The organism is Amycolatopsis kentuckyensis, from assembly GCF_041679295.1.
GTDB classification, from domain to species: Bacteria; Actinomycetota; Actinomycetes; order Mycobacteriales; family Pseudonocardiaceae; genus Amycolatopsis; species Amycolatopsis kentuckyensis_A.
In genome coordinates this window covers 166655-189091 of the sequence record NZ_JBGDMD010000010.1, presented here as the reverse complement: position 1 = coordinate 189091, position 22437 = coordinate 166655, and the positions used below count along the sequence as shown (strand labels likewise).

Annotated in this window: 21 protein-coding genes; 9 read left to right on the top strand and 12 right to left on the bottom strand. The window is 71.9% G+C overall.

The genetic code is table 11. The features are described 5' to 3' along the window. Window positions 1-62 precede the first annotated feature (62 nt). On the top strand, window positions 63-839 hold the full coding sequence (locus tag ACERZO_RS37215) for an IclR family transcriptional regulator (protein WP_372670588.1): 777 nt from the start codon (window positions 63-65) through the stop codon (window positions 837-839). Here ACERZO_RS37215 and ACERZO_RS37210 read toward each other — a convergent pair. Then, window positions 836-1336: a GNAT family N-acetyltransferase gene (locus tag ACERZO_RS37210; protein ID WP_372670587.1), complete on the bottom strand. Its 501-nt coding sequence runs from the start codon at window positions 1334-1336 to the stop codon at window positions 836-838. The genes ACERZO_RS37215 and ACERZO_RS37210 overlap by 4 nt on opposite strands. A gap of 147 nt (window positions 1337-1483) precedes the next feature. Here ACERZO_RS37210 and ACERZO_RS37205 point away from each other — a divergent pair, with 147 nt between their 5' ends. Further along, on the top strand, window positions 1484-1936 hold the full coding sequence (locus ACERZO_RS37205) for a hypothetical protein (RefSeq protein WP_372670586.1): 453 nt from the start codon (window positions 1484-1486) through the stop codon (window positions 1934-1936). 37 nt (window positions 1937-1973) lie between these two features. Then, window positions 1974-2759, top strand: coding sequence for a hypothetical protein (locus ACERZO_RS37200; RefSeq protein WP_372670585.1), 786 nt, complete (start codon window positions 1974-1976; stop codon window positions 2757-2759). Here the strand turns inward: ACERZO_RS37200 and ftsY are convergent. Next, window positions 2756-4045, bottom strand: a complete 1290-nt coding sequence (gene ftsY / locus ACERZO_RS37195; protein WP_372670584.1) for a signal recognition particle-docking protein FtsY — start codon at window positions 4043-4045, stop codon at window positions 2756-2758. The genes ACERZO_RS37200 and ftsY overlap by 4 nt on opposite strands. A gap of 140 nt (window positions 4046-4185) precedes the next feature. Between ftsY and ACERZO_RS37190 the strand changes: the two genes are divergently transcribed. The 4 genes from ACERZO_RS37190 (at window position 4186) to ACERZO_RS37175 (ending at window position 7837) form a co-directional block, all read left to right on the top strand. Then, window positions 4186-5385, top strand: a complete 1200-nt coding sequence (locus ACERZO_RS37190; protein WP_372670583.1) for an anhydro-N-acetylmuramic acid kinase — start codon at window positions 4186-4188, stop codon at window positions 5383-5385. Window positions 5386-5401: 16 nt separating this feature from the next. Further along, window positions 5402-6970, top strand: coding sequence for a sodium:solute symporter (locus ACERZO_RS37185; RefSeq protein WP_372670582.1), 1569 nt, complete (start codon window positions 5402-5404; stop codon window positions 6968-6970). An 86-nt stretch (window positions 6971-7056) separates the two neighbouring features. Beyond that, entirely contained in the window at window positions 7057-7557 is a 501-nt protein-coding gene (locus tag ACERZO_RS37180; protein WP_372670581.1) for a DUF3455 domain-containing protein, read from the top strand. 55 nt (window positions 7558-7612) lie between these two features. Then, entirely contained in the window at window positions 7613-7837 is a 225-nt protein-coding gene (locus ACERZO_RS37175; protein WP_372670580.1) for a hypothetical protein, read from the top strand. A 6-nt stretch (window positions 7838-7843) separates the two neighbouring features. On the opposite strand, the gene smc is transcribed toward ACERZO_RS37175, so the two are convergent. Beyond that, a complete protein-coding gene (gene smc / locus ACERZO_RS37170; RefSeq protein WP_372670579.1) occupies window positions 7844-11446 on the bottom strand; it encodes a chromosome segregation protein SMC in 3603 nt (1200 codons plus the stop codon). Between the two features lie 101 nt (window positions 11447-11547). Then, the gene (locus ACERZO_RS37165; RefSeq protein WP_372670578.1) at window positions 11548-11835 is read right to left on the bottom strand and encodes an acylphosphatase; all 288 of its coding nucleotides are present in this window, start codon (window positions 11833-11835) and stop codon (window positions 11548-11550) included. 186 nt (window positions 11836-12021) lie between these two features. Between ACERZO_RS37165 and ACERZO_RS37160 the strand changes: the two genes are divergently transcribed. After that, window positions 12022-12645 carry a hypothetical protein gene (locus ACERZO_RS37160; protein ID WP_372670577.1) on the top strand — a complete coding sequence of 208 codons (624 nt, stop codon included), beginning with the start codon at window positions 12022-12024 and terminating at the stop codon, window positions 12643-12645. Window positions 12646-12690: 45 nt separating this feature from the next. Here ACERZO_RS37160 and ACERZO_RS37155 read toward each other — a convergent pair whose 3' ends face one another. Then, the gene (locus ACERZO_RS37155) at window positions 12691-13332 is read right to left on the bottom strand and encodes a TetR/AcrR family transcriptional regulator (protein WP_372670576.1); all 642 of its coding nucleotides are present in this window, start codon (window positions 13330-13332) and stop codon (window positions 12691-12693) included. 65 nt (window positions 13333-13397) lie between these two features. Here ACERZO_RS37155 and ACERZO_RS37150 point away from each other — a divergent pair, with 65 nt between their 5' ends. After that, window positions 13398-14537 (top strand): acyl-CoA dehydrogenase family protein, encoded by a 1140-nt coding sequence (locus tag ACERZO_RS37150; protein ID WP_372670575.1) that lies wholly within the window; start codon window positions 13398-13400, stop codon window positions 14535-14537. On the opposite strand, the gene ACERZO_RS37145 is transcribed toward ACERZO_RS37150, so the two are convergent. From ACERZO_RS37145 to kdpF, 7 genes are read right to left on the bottom strand one after another with little or no spacing between them, the layout of a single operon-like run. Next, complete coding sequence (locus ACERZO_RS37145; protein WP_372670574.1) at window positions 14534-14761, bottom strand: hypothetical protein; 228 nt, start codon at window positions 14759-14761, stop codon at window positions 14534-14536. The genes ACERZO_RS37150 and ACERZO_RS37145 overlap by 4 nt on opposite strands. A 21-nt stretch (window positions 14762-14782) precedes the next feature. Further along, entirely contained in the window at window positions 14783-15481 is a 699-nt protein-coding gene (locus ACERZO_RS37140; protein ID WP_372670573.1) for a response regulator, read from the bottom strand. Then, window positions 15478-18006 carry a sensor histidine kinase gene (locus ACERZO_RS37135; RefSeq protein WP_372670572.1) on the bottom strand — a complete coding sequence of 843 codons (2529 nt, stop codon included), beginning with the start codon at window positions 18004-18006 and terminating at the stop codon, window positions 15478-15480. The genes ACERZO_RS37140 and ACERZO_RS37135 overlap by 4 nt, the downstream gene beginning before the upstream one ends. A 4-nt stretch (window positions 18007-18010) precedes the next feature. Next, complete coding sequence (locus tag ACERZO_RS37130; protein ID WP_372670571.1) at window positions 18011-18622, bottom strand: potassium-transporting ATPase subunit C; 612 nt, start codon at window positions 18620-18622, stop codon at window positions 18011-18013. A 4-nt stretch (window positions 18623-18626) separates the two neighbouring features. After that, complete coding sequence (kdpB, locus tag ACERZO_RS37125; protein ID WP_372670570.1) at window positions 18627-20678, bottom strand: potassium-transporting ATPase subunit KdpB; 2052 nt, start codon at window positions 20676-20678, stop codon at window positions 18627-18629. After that, window positions 20675-22336 (bottom strand): potassium-transporting ATPase subunit KdpA, encoded by a 1662-nt coding sequence (gene kdpA / locus ACERZO_RS37120; RefSeq protein WP_372670569.1) that lies wholly within the window; start codon window positions 22334-22336, stop codon window positions 20675-20677. The genes kdpB and kdpA overlap by 4 nt, the downstream gene beginning before the upstream one ends. Further along, a complete protein-coding gene (gene kdpF, locus ACERZO_RS37115; protein ID WP_155545259.1) occupies window positions 22336-22437 on the bottom strand; it encodes a K(+)-transporting ATPase subunit F in 102 nt (33 codons plus the stop codon). The genes kdpA and kdpF overlap by 1 nt, the downstream gene beginning before the upstream one ends.

Below are 22437 nucleotides of genomic sequence, written 5' to 3'. Positions count from 1 at the left end.
TACCAGCCGGACTATAGTTTCTGCATAGCGGAACCTCAACGCCGACGTAAGGAGGGCCACCGGTGGCAGCGGAGAAGAACGGGCGCGACGGCGGCGTCCAGTCCCTGCAGCGCGCCTTCGAGCTGCTGGAACACCTCGCGGACACCGGCGGCGAAGCCAGCCTGTCCGAGCTGGCGACCCTGTCCGGGCTGCCGATGCCGACGATCCACCGGCTCATCCGCACCCTGGTCGACCTCGGGTACGTCCGCCAGAACACGAACCGCCGCTACGCGCTGGGCGCGCGGCTCATCAGGTTGGGCGAGAACGCGAGCATGCAGTTCGGCGCGTGGGCGCGGCCGCTGCTGGCGGAGCTGGTCGAGGAGGTCGGCGAGACGGCGAACCTGGCGGTCCTGGAGCGCGACGAAGTCGTGTACGTGTCCCAGGTGCCCTCGAAGCACTCGATGCGGATGTTCACCGAGGTCGGCCGGCGGCTGCTGCCGCACGGCACCGGGGTGGGCAAGGCGATGCTGGCCCACCTGCCGGCTTCGGACGTGCGGGCGTTGCTTTCGCGGACGGGCATGCCCGCGTACACCGAGCACACGTTCACCGACCCGGACGCGCTGGCGGTCGAGCTTTCGCGGATCGCTTCGCAGGGGTACGCGCTGGACGAGGCCGAGCAGGAGCTGGGGGTCCGGTGCGTGGCGGTGGCGGTGCCGGGAGCACCGGTGCCGGCGGCGGTTTCGGTGTCGGGCCCGTCGGGCCGGCTGACCGCCGAGGCGGTGGCGCACATCGCCCCGGCGGTGCAGCGGGTGGCCGACGCCCTGGGCGCGAGCCTTTCCCGGTCGGCGGTCACGGTCTAGGCCAGCTCCCCTTCCAGCAGGTCCATCAGCAGGCCGTCGTGCCAGGTGCCGTCCGGCGCTCGCTCGTAGTTGCGCATCAGGCCCACCGGGCGGAATCCGACCTTCGTGTACACCCGGATCGCCGTCTCGTTGGCGGCCGCCGGGTCGATCGTCAAGCGGTGGTGCCCCTGGTCGAGCAAGTGGCGCGCCAGGGCCCGCAGGGCGTCGGTGCCGATGCCGCGGCCGTGGAAGTCCGGGTGCACCGAGATGTCGATGCCCGCGTGGCGGTACTGCGGGTCCAGTTCCTCGCAGCTCTGGATCAGCCCGACGACCACGCCGTCGCTTTCGATGACGTAGCAGGCGAAGCCGTCCTCGACGGTGTATACGCCTTCGGTCTCGGTGTCGGGGTCGCCCCACCAGCGGGCGACCTCCGGAGTGGCGAGGATCTCGCGCACGCGGGCGCGGTCCTCGGGGGCGATGGGGCGCAGGACTACCCGATCGCCGGTGATGACAGTCATGATGGTTCCTCTCTCGTGTAGCGGACGACGGCTTCCGGGCGTCTGACACGAGGAGGGGCACGAGCGGACGTGCGTCAACCGGGCATACCGGGATTCTGCGCCGGCGCGCGCCGCCCGTCACCTGGATTTCCGCCGGAGGGACCGCCGATGGAGCCGCAGCTCAGCTGGCTCGCCGCTTCGAACCTCGTCGACCGGCTCGTCGAGCGCGCGCTCGACGGCTCGCCGTCGCCGCCGAAGTGGCCGCACCCGCCCAAGACGGCCGCGGGCACGGTCGAGATCACCGTCCGGCACCACTCGGCGGCGAAGGTCCGCACGCCGGTGGTCCTCACGCTGCAGGAGGAGGGCAGCCGCACCGGCACGGCGTTCTCGCTCGTCCTGGGCCACACGGCCCGCATCACCGTGCCGGGCGGCCGCTACTTCGGGGCGGCGATGGTGGTCGACCCGGCCCGCCGCACCCTGCAGGGCATCGGCTGGTCCCGGCTGACGGTGACGCCCCGCGGAACGTCCCCGTGCCTGATCCCGGCCGCCCGCCCGTCGGCGCCGGTGATCATGCAACTGGGACTGCGGAAGCCGGACGGGACGCCGCTCTTCCGGCTCTGAGCCCGGTAAAATCGGTGTCCGGGCCGGAGGGGGAGCAATGTTCGAACTGTTCGTCGCGCCGCTCGGCTGGGTGCTGGAGAAGCTCGTCGGCCGGATCGCCGAGAAGGGCGCGGACCGGGTCGTCGACCGGCTCGACGACCGGTGGCGGCGGAAGACCGTCGACGTTCCGAAGCCCACGCGGCACCGGCTCGGCGACGTGACCAGCGACGTCGACATCGTCGTGCGGCACGTGCCGGCGAGTGGGCAGCGGGTGCTTCTCACGTTCCAGGTGACCCCGCTCGCAGGCGAACGCACCTCGGGCGTGATCGTGCCGATGCTGCTCGACGAGGCCGCTCACCTGACGCTGCCCCGCGGCGACTACCTGATCGGTGCGCTGGTTTTCGATCCTCCCGCCGCTTTCGGTGGCAAACCTCTCCTGCGCGGCGTCGGCGGGATCCAGCATTTCGTCGCCGGCAACCGGACCGATCAGCTGACCATCGAGACCGCCGCCCCGACGACGGACCTCCTCGAGAAGCTCGGCCTGCTGACGCCCGACGGCTCAGGCCCGTTCCGGACGGCGCTGCCGAAGGCGACCGTTCCGCAGCTCTCCAGCCCGACCGAAATCCTGGCGCGGCTGGAAGCTCTCCGCGAACAGGCGGCGCGCAGGCCGCCGGTCGCCCAGCCGAAAGCCGTCGAGGCGCCGCCGTGCCGGGCGGCGACCGCCGACTTCGGCCCCCGGTGCGCCGCCCCGGCCCGCGCGAACGGGCTCTGCCTCTTCCACAGCTCCGCGCGGGCACTCGGTGAAACCGTCCGCGACTGGTCGACCGGGAAGCCGATCACCTAACCCAGCAGGGCGTCCACGAACGCGCCCGGCTCGAAGGGCGCCAGGTCGTCCGGCCCTTCGCCGAGCCCGACGAGCTTCACCGGCACCCCCAGCTCCTTCTGGACCTGGAACACGATGCCGCCCTTGGCGGTGCCGTCCAGCTTCGTCAGGACGATGCCCGTCACGTCGATCACCTCGGCGAACACGCGGGCCTGCATCAGGCCGTTCTGGCCCGTCGTCGCGTCCAGGACCAGCAGGACCTCGTCGACCTTCGCCTGCTTCTCCACGACGCGCTTGACCTTGCCCAGCTCGTCCATCAGGCCCGTCTTCGTGTGGAGCCGGCCCGCCGTGTCGACCAGGACCGCGTCCACTCCCGTGTCCACGCCGCGCTTCACCGCGTCGAACGCCACCGCCGCCGGGTCCGCGCCCTCCTTGCCGCGGACGACCTCCGCGCCCACGCGCTCGGCCCACGTCTGGAGCTGGTCGGCCGCCGCCGCGCGGAACGTGTCCGCCGCGCCCAGCACCACCGACTTTTCCTGGGCCACCAGGACGCGGGCCAGCTTGCCCGTGGTCGTCGTCTTGCCCGTGCCGTTCACGCCCGCCACCAGGACCACCGCCGGCTGCTTCCGGCCGTCGACGATGTGCGGCAGCGCCCGCACCGCGCGCTCGCTGTCGGTCGACAGCTGCGCCGTCAGGACCTCGTGCAGCACCTCGCGCGCCTCGGCCGACGAGCGGATCGCGCGGCGGGACAGCTCGTCGCGCAGGCGGTCGACGATCTGGGTCGTCGTGGCCGCGCCCAGGTCGGCCATCAGCAGCGTGTCTTCGACGTCCTGCCAGGAGTCCTCGTCGAGGTCACCCGCGCCGAGCAGGCCCAGCAGGCTCGTGCCGAACACCGACCGCGACTTCGACAGCCGGCCGCGCAGCCGCTCCATCCGGCCCGTCGCCGGCTCGATCTCCTCGGCAGCGGGAGCGGCCGGCGTGGCAGGAGCCTCCGGAGGCGCTTCGGGCAGCTTGACGTCGCGGACCGTGCGCTGCGCCGAATCACGCGGCACGGCGGCGTCGTCACCGACCGCGGGCTGACCGTCGGTCTCCGGCCGGTCTTCGACGGGGTGCTCGACCTCCGTACCGCCGGGCGCGAGGGCGATGCCCCCGCTCGCCGCGTAGGAGCCGCCCTTCGGCTTCTCCTCGACCTCGCGCTTCGCGTCCAGGCTGATCCGGCGCTTGCGCGCGACCAGCAGGCCGGTCACCAGGATGGCGACCAGCACGACGACGGCGACGACTACGAACAGGAACCAGGTGCTCGACACCCGCCCATCCTTTCATCCGCACCGCACCGTCCCGGACACCCCGTCCGCACAGGCAATTCGCAACAACGTTGATCCCGATTGGGCCAAGACTTCACCAAGTGGGTTGCGTCACACGGCGTGCCTGCACTAAACCCCTCCGGATGGGGACGCACGGCTTCCGGATGATCGGGCTGCTTTCGGGCACGTCGGTCGACGGCATCGACGTGGCCGCGGCCGACCTGCGCGCCGAAGACGACACGGTGGTCCTGACGCCGCTGGGCGAGCTCGACATCCCGTACCCGGAACCACTGCGCGAAGCCCTCCTGGCCGCGCTGCCGCCGAACTCCTGCACCGCCGGCGAGCTGACGCGGCTCGACACCGGCGTCGGGCAGGCCTTCGCCGACGCGGCCGCCCGCGGCGCCGAAGAGCTCGCCGGCGGCAGCGCCGACCTCGTCGCGTCGCTGGGCCAGACGGTGTTCCACTGGGTCGAGGACGGCCACGTCCGCGGCACGCTGCAGCTGGGCCAGCCCGCCTGGATCGCCGAGCGCACCGGGCTCCCGGTGGTCGCCGACCTGCGGGCCCGCGACGTCGCCGCGGGCGGCCACGGCGCTCCCCTGGCGAGCACGCTCGACCAGCTGTGGCTGCGCGGGCTCGCCCAGGGCACCGGCCACCCGGTCGCCGCGCTCAACCTCGGCGGCATCGCGAACATCACCGTCGTCGCCGGGGACGAGCCGGCGATCGCCTACGACACCGGGCCCGCCAACGCCCTGCTCGACGTCGCCGCGTACCGCGTCAGCGGGCAGCGCAGCGATGTCGACGGGCGGCTCGCGTTCGGCGGCTCGGTGCGCTCCGACCTGCTCGTGCGGCTGCTCGCCGACCCGTACTTCGCCGCCGCGCCGCCGAAGTCCACCGGCAAGGAGCACTTCAACGCGCCCTACCTCGACGCCGCCCTCGCCGGGCTGGCGCCGGTGGAACCCGGCGACCTGCTGGCGACGCTGACGGAGTTCACCGCGGTGACCGTCGCCGGCGAGTGCCTGCGCCACGGCGTCACGACGGTCGTCGCCTCCGGCGGCGGGGTCGCGAACCCGGCGCTGATGACGGCCCTCTCCCGGAACCTGCCGTCAGCCGTGCTCAAGACCAGCGACGACCTCGGCCTGCCCGGCGCGGGCAAGGAGGCCTACCTCACCGCCCTGCTGGGCTGGCTCACCTGGTGCGGCGTGCCCGGTACGGTGCCGTCGGCGACCGGCGCGCGCGGGCCGCGCCTGCTCGGCGCGCTCGTCCCGGGCGCCGGGCCCCTGATCCTTCCCGCCCCGCTGGGGGGCACCGTGACGCGGTTGCGAGTCGCGGAGAAGGCCGGATAGACGGTAGGAGAAGTCCATGCGCGGTGTTGACCTCGCGATCATCGTGGTCTACCTGGCGGCGATGCCGCTGATAGGCGTGCTCGTCGGCCGCAAGCAACGGTCGGCGGCCGACTACTTCGTCGGCGAGCGCAGCCTCCCGTGGGGCGCGGTGATGCTGTCCGTGGTGGCCACGGAGACCTCGACGCTGACCGTGATCAGCACGCCGGGCCTCGTCTTCGGCAACGCGTTCCTGTTCCTGCAGCTGGCTTTCGGCTACATCATCGGCCGGACGGTCGCCGCGTTCGTGCTGCTGCCGCGGTACTTCCGGGGCAACCTGGTCAGCGCGTACGCGTTCCTGGGCAAGCGCTTCGGCTCGGGCCTGCAGGGCACGGCGTCGGTGACGTTCGTGATCACCCGGCTGCTCGCCGAGGGCGTGCGCCTGTTCGCCGGCGCGATCCCGATCAAGGTGATCCTCGGGCACTACAACATCCACCTCGACTACTGGGTGATCGTGGTGATCCTGACCGCGCTGACGCTGATCTACGCCTACATCGGCGGGATCAAGGCGGTCGTCTGGGTCGACGTCATCCAGCTGTCGCTCTACCTGGGCGGCGCCGCGGTGGCCGCGATCGTGCTGCTGAACAAGCTGCCCGCCGACTGGGCCTCGCAGGCGTCGGCCGACGGCAAGTTCATGCTCGTCGACTTCACGAAGAACCTGCTGACCAGCCCGTACGCGTTCATCACGGCGGTGCTCGGCGGCGCGGCGCTGTCGATGGCCTCGCACGGCGCCGACCAGCTGATCGCGCAGCGGCTGATGGCCACGCGCAGCCTGCGCGACGGCCAGAAGGCGCTCATCGGCTCCGGCATCATCGTCACCATCCAGTTCGCGCTGTTCCTGCTGGTCGGGGCGATGCTGTGGGTGTTCAACGGCCGCAAGTCGGTCGCGCAGCTCGGCCTGCAGAGCCCGGACGACGTGTTCTCGCGGTTCATCATCGACGACCTGCCGGTCGGCGTGTCGGGCCTGCTCATCGCGGGTGTGCTCGCCTCGACCATGGGCGCGCTGGCCTCGGCGCTCAACGCCCTTTCGACGTCCACGGTGGCCGACCTCTACCAGCGCTTCACCAAGCGTTCGCCCGAGGATTCGAAGCTGCTGCAGCACGGTCGCATGTGGACGCTGATCTGGGCGGTCGTGTTCGCGGTGTTCGCGTCGCTGTTCTCCACCACGAAGAACTCGGTCATCGAACTGGGGCTCGCGATCACCGGCTACACCTACGGCGCGCTGCTCGGGTCGTTCCTGCTCGGCCTGCTGATCAAGAAGGCCCGGCAGGCGGACGCGATCATCGCGTTCGTCGCCACGGTCGTGGTGATGGCGTTCGTCATCCTCGGGGTGAAGTTCAGCGCGAAGACCGGCGGGCTGATCGGCATCGACTTCAGCAAGGCGGCCGGGGACAAGGTCGCGCTGGCCTACCCCTGGTACACGCTGCTCGGCGTGGTGATCACGCTGGTCGTGGGCGGGTTGCTGGCGCTGCGGCACCGGACGCCGGACCCGAAGGCGGCCGAGGCCGAAGCCGCCGGCGAAGCGGAGGCGGAAGTCCCCGCCGCCTGATCCTTCTGAACCGTTTCCGGCGGGCGCCCGTGTCGGTGTGCGGGAGCCCGCCGAGAAGCGGCGGGAGGACATCGAAGGTGGACTTCATGAAGCGGATGACGGTGGCGCTCGCGATCGGCGCCCTGCTCCTGGGCGGCGCGGCGACGGCTTCGGCCACTCCGGCGGGCCCGAAGGTGCCGGACGCGATCAAGGTCCCGGCCGGCAACCGGGCGCTGGCTTCGTACCCCGCCGAGGGCGTGCAGATCTACGGGTGCACGGCCGGCGCGTGGACGCTGATCCAGCCCGCCGCGGTGCTCACCCGGCACGGCAAGCCGGTGGCGCTGCACAGCAAGGGTCCGGTGTGGACGTCCGTTGTGGACGGCAGCACGGTCGGAGCGTCGGCCGTGGCCAACTCGCCGCGCGACGGCGCGATCCCGGAGCTGCTGCTCAAGGCCAACCTCAACACCGGCGACGGGATCTTCGGCAAGGTGACGTACATCCAGCGGCTGAACACCCGCGGCGGCGTGGCCCCCGCGGGGACCTGCACGGACGGCGCCCAGACCGCGGTGCGCTACTCGGCGGACTACGCGTTCTGGGTCGCTGGATAAGTGGCTGTGAGACCCCCTCCCGCTCCCGTAGCCTGGGCGCAGGAGGGGGTTTCACATGGGGTTCTTCATCGGGATCGGCGCTGTTCTGGCCGTGGTGCTCGTCATCGCGCTGGTCATGGACCGAGCGGACCGCAAGCGGGGCGTGAAGCGCGGCTTCATCACCCCGCGCGGCCGCCGGGCGCGGATCGACGACGGACGCTGGGTCGGCAACGACCTCGGCACGTTCGACCCACGCGCGAAACCGGACGAGCGCGCGCCGCACGAAGACGACATGCGCTGAGCCGGGTCAGCTGACCGGGACCGGCTCTTCCTCGGCCGTGCGCAGGCGCTGCGAGATCACCTTCGTGATGCCGTCGCCCTGCATGCTCACGCCGTAGAGCGCGTCGGCGATCTCCATGGTCGGCTTCTGGTGGGTGATGATGATCAGCTGCGACGAGTCGCGCAGCTGCTCCAGCAGCCCGATCAGCCGGCGCATGTTGGTGTCGTCGAGCGCGGCCTCGACCTCGTCCATGACGTAGAAGGGTGACGGCCTGGCGCGGAAGATCGCGACCAGCATGCCCACCGCGACCAGCGACTTCTCGCCACCGGACAGCAGCGAAAGCCGCTTCACCTTCTTGCCCGGCGGGCGCGCCTCGACGTCGACGCCGGTGCTGAGCAGGTCGTCCGGCTCGGTGAGGACCATCCGGCCCTCGCCGCCGGGGAAGAGCACGCCGAAGACCGTCTCGAACTCGCGGGCGACGTCGGCGTAGGCGCCGGCGAAGACCTCGAGGATCTTCTCGTCGACCTGCTTGATGACGGCTTCGAGGTCCTTGCGGGTGTCCTTGAGGTCTTCCAGCTGCGTGGAGAGGAACTTGTACCGCTCCTCCAGCGCCGCGAACTCCTCCAGGGCAAGGGGGTTCACCTTGCCCAGCAGGGAAAGGTCCTTCTCGGCGCGCTTGGCGCGGCGGGCCTGGGTGTCGCGGTCGTAGGGCATCGGCGGCGGCGGGGTGACGTCCTCGCCGCGCTCCTTGGCCGCCTCGTACTCGGCCATCTCGCCCGCGCTCGGCGGGACCGGGACGTCCGGGCCGTACTCCTGCACCAGGTCGGTGAGGCCGATGCCGAAGTCCTCGGCGATCTTCGCTTCGAGGGTCTCCAGCCGCAGCCGCTGCTCGGCGCGCAGGACCTCGTCGCGGTGGACGGCGTCGGTGAGCTTCTCCAGCTCGCCGGTGAGCTCGCGGACCTTGGCGCGGACACTCGTCAGCGCCTGCTCGCGGCTCTGGCGGCGGGCCTGGACCTGGTCGCGTTCGGTGGCCGCGCGCTGGACGGAGTGCTCGATGCGCTCCAGCGCCAGCTCACCGGCGTCGACGACGGCGGTGGCGATCTCGGCGCCGCGCTTGCGGGCCGTGGCGGCGCGCTCGGCGCGTTCCCGGGCCTGCTGCTCGGCGTGCGCCGCACGGCGGAGCCCTTCGGCCTTGCCGGCGATGCTGCGCGCCCGCTCTTCGGCGGTGCGCTGCGCGAGCCGCGCTTCCATCTCTTCCTGCCGGACGACGGCCAGCTCTTCGACGGCGGCGTCGCGCTCGGCGGTGTCCGGGTCGTCCTCGACGGGCTGCTCGGCGACGGCGGCGAGGCGTTCCTCCAGCTCGGCGAGCTGGGCGAGGGCCTGCTCGCGGCTCTGCTCGACCTTCGCGCGCTGGCCGGCGAGGCGTTCGACCTCGGCCTGCGCCTGCCGGGCCGCCTGCTGCAGCCGGTTGAGCCGCTCCGACGACCGCGCCTTGCGGACCTTGGCCTCGCCGAGGGCGTCCTTGGCCTGCGACACCTCTTCGCGACGCGCCTGCTGCTCGGCGCGGGCACCTTCCAGCTCGGCCGCGTAGCGCTCCAGCTGGCGTTCGGCCGTGCGGAGCCGCTCCCCCGCCTCGTCCACGGCGGCCTGGACCTCGATGACGCTCTCGCGTTTGCCGGAGCCGCCGATCGCCCAGCGGGCGCCGAAGACGTCGCCCTCGGCGGTGACCGCCCGGACGTCGGGGTGCACCGCCACGAGGTGGCGGGCGGCGTCGAGGTCGCGGACCAGGGCCAGCTTCTCGAGGGCCTGCTCAACGGCGGGCCGCAGCTGCGCCGGCGCCGTGACGACCTCCCGCGCCCAGCGCGCGCCTTCCGGCAGCGACGGCCACGAGTGGGTGTCCACAGTGGACTCGGGCCCGCCGAGCAGGATGCCCGCGCGGCCGGAGTCGGTGTCCTTCAAGTACTTCAGGGCACGCAGGGCGTCTTCGCCACCGGTGACGGCGACCGCGTCGGCCACCGGGCCGAGTGCCGCGGCCAGCGCGACCTCGTAGCCGGGCTCGACGGTGAGCAGCGCGGCGACCGAGCCGAGCAGGCCCGGCAGCTCGTGGGACGCGCCGAGCAGCGCACCCGCGCCGTCCTTGCGCCGCAGGCCCATCGACAGCGCCTCGACGCGCGCCTTCTCCGACGCGATCTCGCGCTCGGCGGTGCGTTCGGCCTTGACCAGCTCTTCGACGCGCGCCTTGGCCGCGTTGTTGGCCTCGACCGCGCGGTCGTGGCGGTCCATCAGGCCGGCGTCGTCGGACTCCTCGACGCCACCCTCGGCCTTGGCCATCTCGAGTTCCTCGACGGCGATCTCGGCGCGCTCGGCGGCCTCTTCGAGGGAGACGCTGAGGCGGTCGATCTCGTCGGAGGTGGCGCCGTTCTTGCTGCGCAGCGCCTCGACCTGGCCGGTCAGCTTCGCCATGCCCTCGCGGCGGTCGGCGATCGCGCGGACGGCGGCCCAGTGCGCGCGCTCGGCGGCCTGGACGCGCTGTTCGAGGTCTTCGCGGCGCAGCACGGTCTGGGCGAGCAGCTCCCGGGCCTCCATGACGGCCTCGTTGAGCTCTTCTTCCTGCTCGGCGACGCGCTCGGCCTCTTCGAGCAGCTCCTCGGGGTCCCGGCCGCCGGTCGACGTCGAGACGTCGGCCGACAGGTGGCGCTGACGCTCGATCGCGAGGCGGACGGTGCCGCGGAGGCGCTCGGCCAGCGCGGACAGCTTGTACCAGGTCTCCTGCGCGGTCTGCAGCAGCGGAGCGTCCTCGGCGAGCGAGGCCTCCAGCTCGGCTTCTTCGGCGGAGACGATCTCGAGGTGCTGCTCGACCTCGGCGCGGCGCGCGCGGGCCGTCTTCTCGTCGGCTTCGTCGCGTTCGATGGTGGTCCGCTGGGTGACCAGGTCGTCGGCGAGCAGGCGCAGGCGGGAGTCGCGCAGCTCGGACTGCACCGACTGGGCCTTGCGGGCGATCTCGGCCTGCTTGCCCAGCGGCTTGAGCTGGCGGCGCAGCTCGGTCGTCAGGTCGCCGAGGCGGTCGAGGTTGCCCTGCATGTTGGCCAGCTTGCGCAGGGTCTGTTCCTTGCGCTTGCGGTGCTTGAGGACACCCGCGGCCTCTTCGATGAACGCGCGGCGCTCTTCGGGCTTGGACTCGAGGATCGCCGAGAGCTGGCCCTGCCCGACGATGACGTGCATCTCGCGGCCGATGCCGGAGTCCGAGAGGAGTTCCTGGACGTCCATCAGGCGGCAGCGGTCGCCGTTGATCTCGTACTCGCTCGCGCCGTCGCGGAACATCCGGCGGGTGATCGAGACCTCGGAGTACTCGATCGGGAGCGCGCCGTCGGCGTTGTCGATGGTGAGGGTGACCTCGGCGCGGCCGAGCGGGGCGCGGCCCGCGGTGCCGGCGAAGATGACGTCCTCCATCTTGCCGCCGCGCAGGTCCTTGGCGCCCTGGGTGCCCATGACCCAGCGCAGGGCGTCCAGCACGTTGGACTTGCCGGAGCCGTTCGGGCCGACCACGCAGGTGATGCCCGGCTCGAAGCGCAGCGTGGTGGCCGAAGCGAAGGACTTGAAGCCCTTGAGCGTCAGGCTTTTCAGGTGCACTGGGTGCTGACCCCTCTGGCTGCCGGTACGGGCGGTTCAATCGTCCCAGGCTACCCGGGGGCCCCGGCGGGCCGCCGGACGCGCCCCCTCATCGGCGCGGCCTACCGCTCGAGGAAGCCGGTGAGTCCCCCTTTCGGGTCGGACCAGCGCTCGACGACGGTCTCCACACTTCCGGGTGATTCTCCGGACCGAAGAGCGGTCAGCAACCGCTCACAGTGGTCTCGATCACCCTCCGCTATGACCTCGACACGCCCGTCGGGCATGTTGCGGGCACTGCCCACCAGCCCCAGTTCCAGCGCCCGGCTACGGGTCCACCAGCGGAAACCCACGCCCTGCACGCGACCGCGCACCCACGCCGTCAACCGCGTGTTCGTTTGTTCCTCACTCACGCTTTCATCCTTTCCGGACTCTTCGACTCCGCACAGTGATCACACAGGCCCACTACCTGGGCGAATGCGGCACCCACGGTGATAACCTCGCCGCCGAGGTCGTCCTCCCGGGTTCCCCCGCCCGGGGACGCAGTGATCGATTCACGGCCTCGACCGCGCCTCTCCCGAACCCCCGAGGAGCCTGCAATGCCCCGCCCCGACGGGTCCGCCTCGAACTCCCCCGTGACCAGGATCGACACCGCCCCGCCGAAGAGCAGCAAACCGAACCGCACCGGGTACGTCGTGCTCGGGGTGGCCGGGCTGGTGGTCGCGACCGCGTTCGCCGCCGTCGCCGAGCTCGCCGGCCCGGACCCGGCCACGACCGCGGGCGGCACCGGTGGCACCGGCGGCCAGGGCACCTCGCAGGCCGGCCTGCAGACGGTGCCGAACACCCCGTCGTCCAGCGGCCCGTCGACGGTGGGCGGCGTGCCGTCGAGCGAGTCGGCGACGACGTCGTCGCCGAGCGCGCCGACCACGGTGGTTTCGGTCAGCCCGGACGGCAAGACGACCACCACGGTCGTCACCCACGCCGACCCGCCCCCGCCGCCGCGCAACGACACGGGCAACCCGCCGCCGGTGACCACTTCTTCACCGAAGCCGCCGACCAGCACGACGACGCCCAAGCCGCCGACCACCACGCCGCCACCGTCGACCACGGACGACCCGCCGCCGTCGACGACCACCGGTGGCAGCTCCAGCACCGGCGGTGCGCCGTCGCCGAGCACGACCGACTCCCCGAGCGCGAGCGGGAGCACCACGCGCGCGCAGTGACCCGAGCTCCGAAGGCCACCGTTGCGGCGGTGGCCTTCGGCATGTCTAGGCCAGGATCGCGGCGACGACCGCGTCGCGCAGGAACGTCCCGTAGCGCTCCGGCGGCCACCCGCGCTCCAGGCACAACAGCTCGTACTGCTCCGGCCCGTGGTACGCCCACAGGACATCGCGGACGTCGTCGGCGGCCAGGTCCGGCTTGACCTGCCCGGTGGCCAGCAGATCGGCCGAGAAGTACGTCATCGCCGTGAGCGTCTCCGCGCGCATCTGCGCCCACACCTCGGCGGCCGCCGGGTCGGCCGCGGCCGCTTCCCTGGCCAGCAGCTGGACCGGGACCACCACCGGCGCGATCGCCGCGAGGTGGTCGAAGTACATCGCGATCTTCCGGGCGGCGGCCGGCTCGGCCTGGATCGCCGCGATGAAGTCGCGGCCGGCGATGGGGACGTCCTCGTCGTCGCCCGCGACCGTGACGTCGAAGACCGCCTTGAGCAGCGTCGCCTTGTTCGCGAACGCCTTGTAGACCGTCTGGACCGCGACGCCCGCCGCCTTCGCCACCTCGGGCATCGACGTGCCCGCGTACCCCTTGTCCCGGAAGAGCCCCGACGCCGCCGTCAGGATCCGGCGGCGGTTCTCGCGCGCCTGCTCCTGGCGTCGCGACGTGTCGTACCGGCGCTTGACAGGCTCGGCCATTTAGGTAGAGACTCCTCTATCGAATAGATGTCCATCTATCATGACACCCTGAGGGGGCGCTGACCATGATGGGACAAGCCACCACCGACGCCGTGACCGCCGCGCGGGAGCTCGCGCCCGAGCTGAGCGCGCGGGCCGTCGAAGCCGAACGGCTCCAAACCCTGCCGCGTGACCTCGTCGAGAAGGCGCGGGCAGCCGGGCTCTTCCGCCTGGCGACGCCGCGCGCCCTCGGCGGGCAGGAGCTGCCGCCCGCCCAGCTCGTCGAGGTGGTCGAGGAACTGTCCCGCGCCGACGGGTCCGCGGGCTGGACGATCACCATCGGCAACGGCTCGGCGTTCCTCGCCTGGCTCGACCCCGCGGTCGCCGCGGAGCTCGTCGCCGGGACGCCGGACCCGATCGGCGGCGGCGTCTTCGCGCCGATGGGCCGGCTCACCCCGGACGGCGCCGGGAAGTTCGCGTTCGCCGGCCGGTGGGGGTTCTGCAGCGGCAGCCCGCACACCGACTTGTTCTTCAACGGCGCTTTCGCCGGCGGCGACCCGCGGGACTGGCGGCTCGCCGTCGTGCCGGCCGCCGAGGTGCGGGTGGTCGAGAACTGGGACGTCAGCGGCCTGCGCGGCACCGGCAGCCACGACGTCGAGATCGAGGCCGTCGTGCGCGAGGAGCACACGATCTCGCCGTTCACGAACCCGGCGCGTCACGACGGGCCGTTGTGGCGGTTCCCGTTCTTCACGTTCATCGGCACGCTGCTGGCGGGGGTCCCGCTCGGCATCGCCCGGCGCGCGCTGGACGAGTTCACCGAGTTCGCGCCGGCGAAGTTCCGCCCGCCCGGCCCGGGCCCGATCGCCGAGGACGGCGACGTCCAGGTCGCCCTGACCAGGGCCGAGGGAGAGCTGCGGTCGGCCCGTGCGTTCGTGTTCGACGCGCTCGGCGCGCTGTGGGAGACGGCCTGCGCGGGCGATGTACCGGACGCGGCCCAGCGCGGGCAGTTCCTGCTGTCGACCCAGCAGGCGATGCGGGCTTCGCTGAGCGCGGTGGACACGGTGACGGGTCTCGCGGGCGCGGGGGCGTTGCACGCGGACCAGCCGGTGCAGCGGTGCTTCCGCGACCTGCACGCGGCTTCGCAGCACATCTACTTCTCCGCGGCGGCGGCCAAGAGGTACGCCAAGCTGCGGTTCGGGATCGAGCAGCCGACCTTCTGGTTCTAGCGCCGGCGTCGCAGGCGGTGGGCGAACAGCGCCCACAGGTAGACCGTCAGCAGGGCACCCGCGCCCGCCGCCGCCACGCGCAGCCACGTCACCCCGCTCACGCCGCCGTCGAACGCCGTGATCAGCCAGCCGAACGCGCCGAACGTCGCTCCCACCGCCAGCGTCAGCACGATCACCGGCGGGATGCGCTCACCGCCCCGCAGCCACGTCTTCGTCCCGTCCATGGCCGTGGGGTATCCACGCCGCTAGACCTCGAAGCGGTAGCCCATCCCCGGTTCGGTGAGCAGGTGGCGGGGCCGCGACGGCTCCGGCTCCAGCTTGCGCCGCAGCTGGGCCAGGTACACCCGCAGGTAGTGGGACTCCGTCTCGTACGACGGCCCCCACACCTCGTGCAGCAGCTGCTTCTGCGCCACCAGCCGGCCGCGGTTGCGGACCAGCAGCTCCAGCACGCCCCACTCGGTCTTCGTCAGGTGGACCTCCACGCCGTCGTGGCGGCGGACCTTCTTCGCCGCGAGGTCCACGCTGAACGACGACGTCTCCACCACCGCGTCCGCGCCGTCCGCGCCGGTCACCGCCGAGCGGCGGACCGCCGCCCGCAACCGCGCCAGCAGCTCGTCCATGCCGAACGGCTTCGTGACGTAGTCGTCCGCGCCCGCGTCGAGGGCCTGGACCTTGTCCGCCGAGTCGCCGCGGGCGGACAGCACGATGATCGGGACCGTCGTCCAGCCGCGCAGGCCGGCGATCACCTCCGTGCCGTCCAGGTCCGGCAGGCCGAGGTCCAGGACCACCACGTCCGGCTTGGTCTCGGCCACCGCCTTCAGCGCGGCCGTGCCGTCGTGCGCGGTGATCACCTTGTAGCCGCGGGCGTTGAGGTTGATCCGCAGCGCCCGCACGATCTGCGGCTCGTCGTCCACCACCAGCACGGTGGCACCCGGGTCGCTCATCGCACCCCCTCTTCTTCGAACTCGACACTGAACGCGGGCAGCGAAACCACGATCGTGAGCCCGCCGCCCGGGGTGTCCTCCGCGCGGATCGTGCCCCCCATCGCCTCGGTGAACCCCTTCGCCACCGACAGCCCGAGTCCGACCCCCGGTGTCGTGTCGCGGTCGCCGCCCAGGCGCTGGAACGGCGCGAACGCCGAGTCCGCGACCCCCTTGCGCAGGCCCTTGCCGTGGTCGACGATCCGCAGCTCCACCTGCCCGGAGTGCGCCGACGCCCGCGCGGACACCGCTCCCCCGCCGTGCCGCAGGGCGTTGTCCAGGACGTTCGCCACCACCCGCTCCAGCAGGCCGGGGTCGGCGAGCACCGCCGGGAGCTGGTCGTCCACCGCCACCCGCACGTCGTCCGAGCCGTCCACAGTGGACAATGCGTGCGCGACGACCTCGTCGTAGCCGACCGGGCGCAGGTGCGGCTTCACCGCGCCGGTGGCCAGCCGCGAGGAGTCCAGGAGGTTGTCGATCAGCCCCGCGAGCCGGTCGGCCGACAGCTCGATGGCCTCCATCAGCTCCGCGGTGTCCTCTTCGGACAGATCGAGGTCGGGGGCGCGCAGGCTGCCGATCGACGCCTTGATCGAGGTCAGCGGCGTCCGGAGGTCGTGGCCGACGGCCGAGAGCAGCGTCGTGCGCAGCTCGGTCGCCTCGGCCTTGCGCTCGGCGCGGGCCGCCGCGGCCGCCGTCCGCTGCTGGCGCAGGGCGAGCAGCGCCTGTCCCGCCACGGCTTCCAGGACCCGCCGGTCGGCCGCGGGCAGCGCCCGGCCGCGCAGGGTCAGGTGGACGTCCGCGGTGACGGCGATGTCGACGTCGGCCTCGTCCGGGTCCGCGCACGGGTGCTCCCCCGCGCACGCCACCGCCCGCCACTCGCCTTCCTGCTTTTCCAGCAGCGTCACCGATGTCAGCGCGAAGTTCTCCCGCACCTTCTCCAGCAGCCGCTCGATCGGGTTCGCGTGGGTCAGCACGGTCCGCGCGTAGGACGCGAGCAGCGCCGCCTCGGTCCGCGCCCGCGCCGCCTGCGTGGCCCGGCGCGCCGCCTGGTCGACGACCAGCGCGACGAGCACCGCGACCACGACCATCGCGATCAGCGTCACCAGGTTCTGCGGGGTGTGCACGTTGAGCGTGTACAGCGGCGGCGTGAAGAAGAAGTTGAGGAGGCCGGCGCCGAGCACGGCCGCGACCAGCGCCGGGCCGAGGCCGCCGACCAGCGCGACGATGACCGTGGCCAGCACGTAGGAGATGACGTCGGTGGCGAAGTCGAGGCCGGCCGGGATGAAGAAGCCGACGACGGTGACCAGCACCGGCAGTACGACGCTGAGCACCCAGCCCGCGACCAGCCGCGAGAACCCCAGCGGGCTGGCGCCGAGCCGGGCCCGCAGCCGCCCGCCCGCCTCGGCGTGGGTGACCATGTGCACGTCGATCGGACCCGACCGCTGGACGACCGACGCGCCGATGCCCTCGTCGAACAGCCGCGCCACGCGGGAGCGCCGCGAAGTGCCGATGACGAGCTGGGTCGCGTTGACGCCGCGGGCGAAGTCCAGCAGCGCGGCCGGGACGTCGTCGCCGACGACCGTGTGGAAGGTGGCCCCCACCTCTTCGGCCAGGGTGCGGCACCGGGCCATCGCGGTCGGGCCGATGCCGGAGAGGCCGTCGCCGCGCAGGATGTGCAGCACCTGCAGCTCGGCGCCGGCCCGGGTGGCGATCCGGCTGGCGCGGCGGATGAGCGTCTCGCTCTCCGGGCCGCCGGTGATGGAGACGACGACGCGTTCGCGCGCTTCCCACGTTTCGGTGATGCGCTGCTCGGCGCGGTAGCGCTGCAGGGCGACGTCGACCTGGTCGGCCACCCAGAGCAGGGCCAGCTCGCGCAGCGCCGTGAGGTTGCCGGGGCGGAAGTAGTTGCCGAGCGCGGCGTCGATCCGCTCGGCCGGGTAGACGTTGCCGTGGGCCAGCCGCCGTCGCAGCGCCTCGGGCGTGATGTCGACCAGCTCGAGCTGTTCGGCGCGGCGGACGACCTCGTCGGGCACGGTCTCCTGCTGCGTGACGCCGGTGATCCGCTCGACGACGTCGTTGAGGCTCTGCAGGTGCTGCACGTTGACCGTGGACAGCACGTCGATGCCGGCCGCCAGGAGCTCCTCGACGTCCTGCCAGCGCTTGGCATTGCGCGAGCCGGGCACGTTCGTGTGCGCGAGCTCGTCGACGACGGCGACCTCGGGCGCGCGGGCCAGGATGGCGTCCACGTCCATCTCGTCGAACTCGCGGCCGCGGTGGCCGGCGTGCCGCCGCGGGACGATCTCGAGGCCGTCGAGCAGTTCGGCGGTCAGCGCCCGGCCGTGTGTCTCGACCAGGCCGACGACGACGTCGGTGCCGCGGTCGAGCCGCCGGCGTGCTTCGCCGAGCATGGCGAAGGTCTTGCCGACGCCCGGAGCCGCGCCGAGGTAGATCCTCAGCTCCCCTCGGCGCGGCTTCTTTGCACTGGTCACGCTGTCAGTGTGCCCCTCCGGCCGCGGCTTGCACGGCCAAGTTGAGCTGGAGCACATTCACGCCCGGGACGCCGATCCCCGCCCCGCTCGTGTTCTGCTCGATCAGCTGCTTCACCCGGTCGAGCGACAGACCCGTGTTCTTCGCGACCCGCGCGGCCTGCAGGTCGGCGTAGGCGACGCTGATCGCCGGGTCGAGACCCGAACCCGACGCCGTCACGGCGTCCGGCGGCACCTGACCGGGGGAAACGCCTTCGCGCTGGGCAATGGCGGCACGCCGTTCTTCGATGGTCTTCACGAGGTCCTCGTTGTACGGGCCCTTGTTGGACGCGCCCGACGTCGACGGGTCGCCGGGGCCGAGCGCGTCCTTCGCAAGCGCCGAGGGCCGGTTGTGGAACCACGGGTCGTGCGCGGGGTCGGCGGGCACCGGGTCGACGCCGATGAGCGACGACCCGACGGCCTGGCCGTTCTGCGTGACGACCGAGCCTTCGGCGTTGCCCTCGAGGCCGGGGATGCGGGCCACGGCCCACACGGCAAGGGGGTAGAGGATCCCGAGCAGGACCGTCATCACGACGAGGACGCGCAACCCGGCCCAGGTCTGCTTGACGAGAGTGTTCACGAGGTCACCCAATTCCGGGGATGAGGCGCACGAGCAGGTCGATCAGCCAGATCCCGAGGAAGGGGCTGACGATCCCGCCGAGGCCGTAGACGAGCAGGTTGCGGCGCAGCAGGGCCGAGGCCGACGACGGCTTGTACCGCACGCCGCGCAGGGCCAGCGGGATGAGCACGACGATGATCAGCGCGTTGAAGATGACGGCGGACAGGATCGCCGACTCCGGCGTGGCCAGGTGCATGATGTTGAGCGCGCCGAGCTGGGCGAAGATGCCGGTGAACATCGCGGGCAGGATCGCGAAGTACTTGGCCAGGTCGTTGGCGACGCTGAACGTGGTCAACGCGCCCCGGGTGATCAGCAGCTGCTTGCCGATCTCGACGATCTCGATCAGCTTCGTCGGGTCGCTGTCGAGGTCGACCATGTTCCCGGCTTCCTTGGCGGCCGAGGTGCCGGTGTTCATCGCCACGCCGACATCGGCTTGCGCGAGCGCGGGGGCGTCGTTGGTGCCGTCGCCGGTCATCGCGACCAGCCGGCCGCCTTCCTGCTCCTTCTTGATGAGCGCCATCTTGTCTTCGGGCTTGGCCTCGGCCAGGAAGTCGTCGACGCCGGCGTCCGCCGCGATGGCCTTGGCGGTGAGCGGGTTGTCGCCGGTGATCATCACCGTCTTGATGCCCATCGAGCGCAGCTCCGCGAAGCGCTCCTTCATGCCCGGCTTGACGACGTCGGACAGCCGGATCACGCCGCGCACCACGGTGTCCTCGGCGACCACCAGCGGCGTGCCGCCCTCGGCGCTGATCCGGTCGACCACCCGCTCGGTCTCGTCGGGGAAGTCGCCGCCGTTCTCGCGCACCCAAGCCCGGACGGCGCTCGCCGCGCCCTTGCGGATCCGGCGGTTGCCGACGTCGAGGCCGCTCATCCGCGTCTGGGCGGTGAACGGGACGAACTCGCCGGGCTCGTCCCGGTCCGCGTGGTCCGCCGTCAGCTCGACGACGCTGCGGCCCTCGGGGGTCTCGTCGGCGAGGCTGGCCAGCCTGGCCGCGCGGGCGAGTTCGTCCATCGTGGACGCACCCACCGGGATCAGCTCGGTGGCCCGGCGGTTGCCGAAGGTGATCGTGCCGGTCTTGTCCAGCAGCAACGTCGAGACGTCACCGGCGGCTTCGACCGCGCGACCGCTGGTCGCGAGGACGTTGCGCTGCACCAGGCGGTCCATGCCCGCGATGCCGATGGCGCTCAGCAGCGCGCCGATCGTCGTCGGGATCAGGCAGACCAGCAGCGCGGTCAGCACGATCACCGACTGCTCGGACCCCGAGTAGCGGGCCATCGGCTGCAGCGCGACGACGGCGAGCAGGAAGATGATCGTCAACGTGGAGAGCAGGATCGTCAGCGCGATCTCGTTCGGCGTCTTCTGCCGCGAAGCGCCTTCCACCAACGCGATCATGCGGTCCACAAAGGACTCACCGGGCCTGGTCGTGATCTTCACGACGATCCGGTCGCTCAGCACGGTCGTGCCGCCGGTGACCGCGCTGCGGTCGCCGCCGGACTCGCGGATGACCGGGGCCGACTCGCCGGTGATGGCCGACTCGTCGACGGTCGCGATGCCCTCGACGACGTCGCCGTCACCCGGGATCACCTGGCCCGCCTCGACGACGACCAGGTCGCCGACCTTCAGTTCGACGCCGGGCACCTGCTCTTCCGAGCCGGTCGCGGTGAGGCGGCGCGCGACGGTCTCCTTCTTCGACCGCCGCAGGGATTCCGCCTGCGCCTTGCCGCGGCCTTCCGCGACGGCCTCGGCGAGGTTCGCGAACAGGACCGTGAACCACAGCCAGACGGCGATCAGGATGGTGAAGACGCTCGGGTCGGTGACCGCGAAGACCGTGGTGAGCGCGGATCCCACCCACACCACGAACATCACCGGGTTGCCGAGCTGGTGCTTCGGGTTCAGCTTCCGGAACGCGTCCGGCAGCGACGTCCAGAGCTGGCGGGGGCTGAAGACCCCCGCGCCGACGCGTCCAGGGGTCTCAGTGGCGGGAGTCACCTGGGGTCGTTCTTCGGTGACGGTCATGCGAGTGCCTCCGCGATGGGCCCGAGCGCGAGCGCCGGGATGAACGTGAGGGCCGCGACGAGCACCACCGTGCCGGTGAGCATGGTGGCGAACAGCGGTCCGGTGGTGGGCAGGGTGCCGGCGGTTTCCGGCACCCTGCGCTGGGCGGCCAGCGAACCGGCCAGGCAGAGCACGGCGAGGATCGGCACGAACCGGCCGATCGCCATGGCGACGCCGAACGAGGACTGGAACCAGTCGTTCGTCGCGGTCAGGCCGCCGAACGCGCTGCCGTTGTTGTTGCCGGTGGACGCGTAGCCGTAGAGGATTTCCGACAGCCCGTGCGCGCCACCGTTGCCGAGCGCGCCCGCGGTGTCCGGCAGGAGCAGGGCGATGCCGGAGCCGAGGAGCACCACGGTCGGCATGGCCAGCATGGCGATGGCCGCGCAGGTGACCTCGCGCTTGCCGAGCTTCTTGCCCAGGTACTCCGGGGTGCGCCCGACCATCAGGCCGGCCAGGAACATCGCGATGATCGCCATGACGAGGATGCCGTAGAGGCCGGTGCCGACGCCGCCGGGCGAGATCTCGCCGTAGAGCATGTTCAGCAGCGGACCCCCGCCGCCGAGGCCGGACAGGCTGTCGTGGGCGCCGTTGATCGCGCCGGTCGACGTGCCGGTGGTGGTGTCGGCGAAGATCGACGTCAGGCCGATGCCGAACCGCTGTTCCTTGCCTTCCATGCTCGCACCCGCGGCCAGCGCCGCCGGGTTGCTCGCATTGGCTTCGGAGAACCAGATGATCGCCAGCGACGCGGCCCACAGCAGGCTCATCACGCCGAGCAGGACGTACCCCTGCTTCGGCTTGCCGACCAGCTTGCCGAACGCGCGGGTCAGGCTGACCGGGATCACCAGGATCAGGAACAGCTCGATCAGGTTCGTCCAGGCGGTGGGGTTCTCGAACGGGTGCGCGGAGTTGGCGTTGAGGATGCCGCCGCCGTTGGTCCCCAGTTCCTTGATCGCCTCCTGGCTCGCGGCCGGGGCCAGCGCGATGGTGCTGTGGCTGCCGTCCGGGTTCGTCACGGCGACGCCGGCCTTGAGGCTCTGCACCACCCCGAGCGCGATCAGCACGAGCGCGAACACGAACGCCATCGGCAGCAGGACGCGGACGGTGCCGCGCGTCAGGTCCACCCAGAAGTTGCCGAGGCGGTCGGTCTTCGCGCGGACGAACCCGCGCGTCACGGCGATCGCCACGGCCAGGCCGACCCCGGCGGACAGGAAGTTCTGCACGGTCAGCCCGGCCATCTGCACGAAGTGGCCCATCGTCGTCTCGGGGACGTAGGACTGCCAGTTCGTGTTGGTGACGAACGAGATCGCCGTGTTGAAGGCGACGCCGGGGCTCACCGCGCCGCGGCCGAGGTTCCACGGCAGCAGCGGCTGCAGGCGCTGCAGCAGGTAGAGCAGGACGACCGAGACGAACGAGAAGCCGAGCACGCCGGCGGCGTAGGTCGGCCACCGCTGCTCGGAGTCCGGGTCGACGCGGAAGAGCTTGTAAAGGCCCTTCTCGAGCTTCAAGTGCTTCTCGCTGGAGAAGACGCGCGCCAGGTAGTCGCCGAGCGGTTTGTAGACCGCGGCGAGGGCGGCGAGGAGGAGGCCGAGCTGGATGAGCCCGGCCGTCGTGTCGGACATCAGAATTTCTCCGGCTTGATCAGCGCGACGAAGAGGTAGACGAGCAGGCCCAGCGCCAGCAACCCGCCGACGACGTTGGCCACGGTTCCCGCGCCGCTCAC

Bases quoted from the DNA above. Each gene is read 5' to 3' on its own strand.
- ACERZO_RS37210 (WP_372670587.1), bottom strand. From the start codon at position 1,336: ATGACTGTCATCACCGGCGATCGGGTAGTCCTGCGCCCCATCGCCCCC.
- ACERZO_RS37205 (WP_372670586.1), top strand. From the start codon at position 1,484: ATGGAGCCGCAGCTCAGCTGGCTCGCCGCTTCGAACCTCGTCGACCGG.
- ACERZO_RS37200 (WP_372670585.1), top strand. From the start codon at position 1,974: ATGTTCGAACTGTTCGTCGCGCCGCTCGGCTGGGTGCTGGAGAAGCTC.
- ACERZO_RS37190 (WP_372670583.1), top strand. From the start codon at position 4,186: ATGGGGACGCACGGCTTCCGGATGATCGGGCTGCTTTCGGGCACGTCG.
- ACERZO_RS37185 (WP_372670582.1), top strand. From the start codon at position 5,402: ATGCGCGGTGTTGACCTCGCGATCATCGTGGTCTACCTGGCGGCGATG.
- ACERZO_RS37180 (WP_372670581.1), top strand. From the start codon at position 7,057: ATGAAGCGGATGACGGTGGCGCTCGCGATCGGCGCCCTGCTCCTGGGC.
- ACERZO_RS37175 (WP_372670580.1), top strand. From the start codon at position 7,613: ATGGGGTTCTTCATCGGGATCGGCGCTGTTCTGGCCGTGGTGCTCGTC.
- ACERZO_RS37160 (WP_372670577.1), top strand. From the start codon at position 12,022: ATGCCCCGCCCCGACGGGTCCGCCTCGAACTCCCCCGTGACCAGGATC.
- ACERZO_RS37155 (WP_372670576.1), bottom strand. From the start codon at position 13,332: ATGGCCGAGCCTGTCAAGCGCCGGTACGACACGTCGCGACGCCAGGAG.
- ACERZO_RS37150 (WP_372670575.1), top strand. From the start codon at position 13,398: ATGATGGGACAAGCCACCACCGACGCCGTGACCGCCGCGCGGGAGCTC.
- ACERZO_RS37145 (WP_372670574.1), bottom strand. From the start codon at position 14,761: ATGGACGGGACGAAGACGTGGCTGCGGGGCGGTGAGCGCATCCCGCCG.
- ACERZO_RS37140 (WP_372670573.1), bottom strand. From the start codon at position 15,481: ATGAGCGACCCGGGTGCCACCGTGCTGGTGGTGGACGACGAGCCGCAG.
- kdpB (WP_372670570.1), bottom strand. From the start codon at position 20,678: ATGACCGTCACCGAAGAACGACCCCAGGTGACTCCCGCCACTGAGACC.
- kdpA (WP_372670569.1), bottom strand. From the start codon at position 22,336: ATGTCCGACACGACGGCCGGGCTCATCCAGCTCGGCCTCCTCCTCGCC.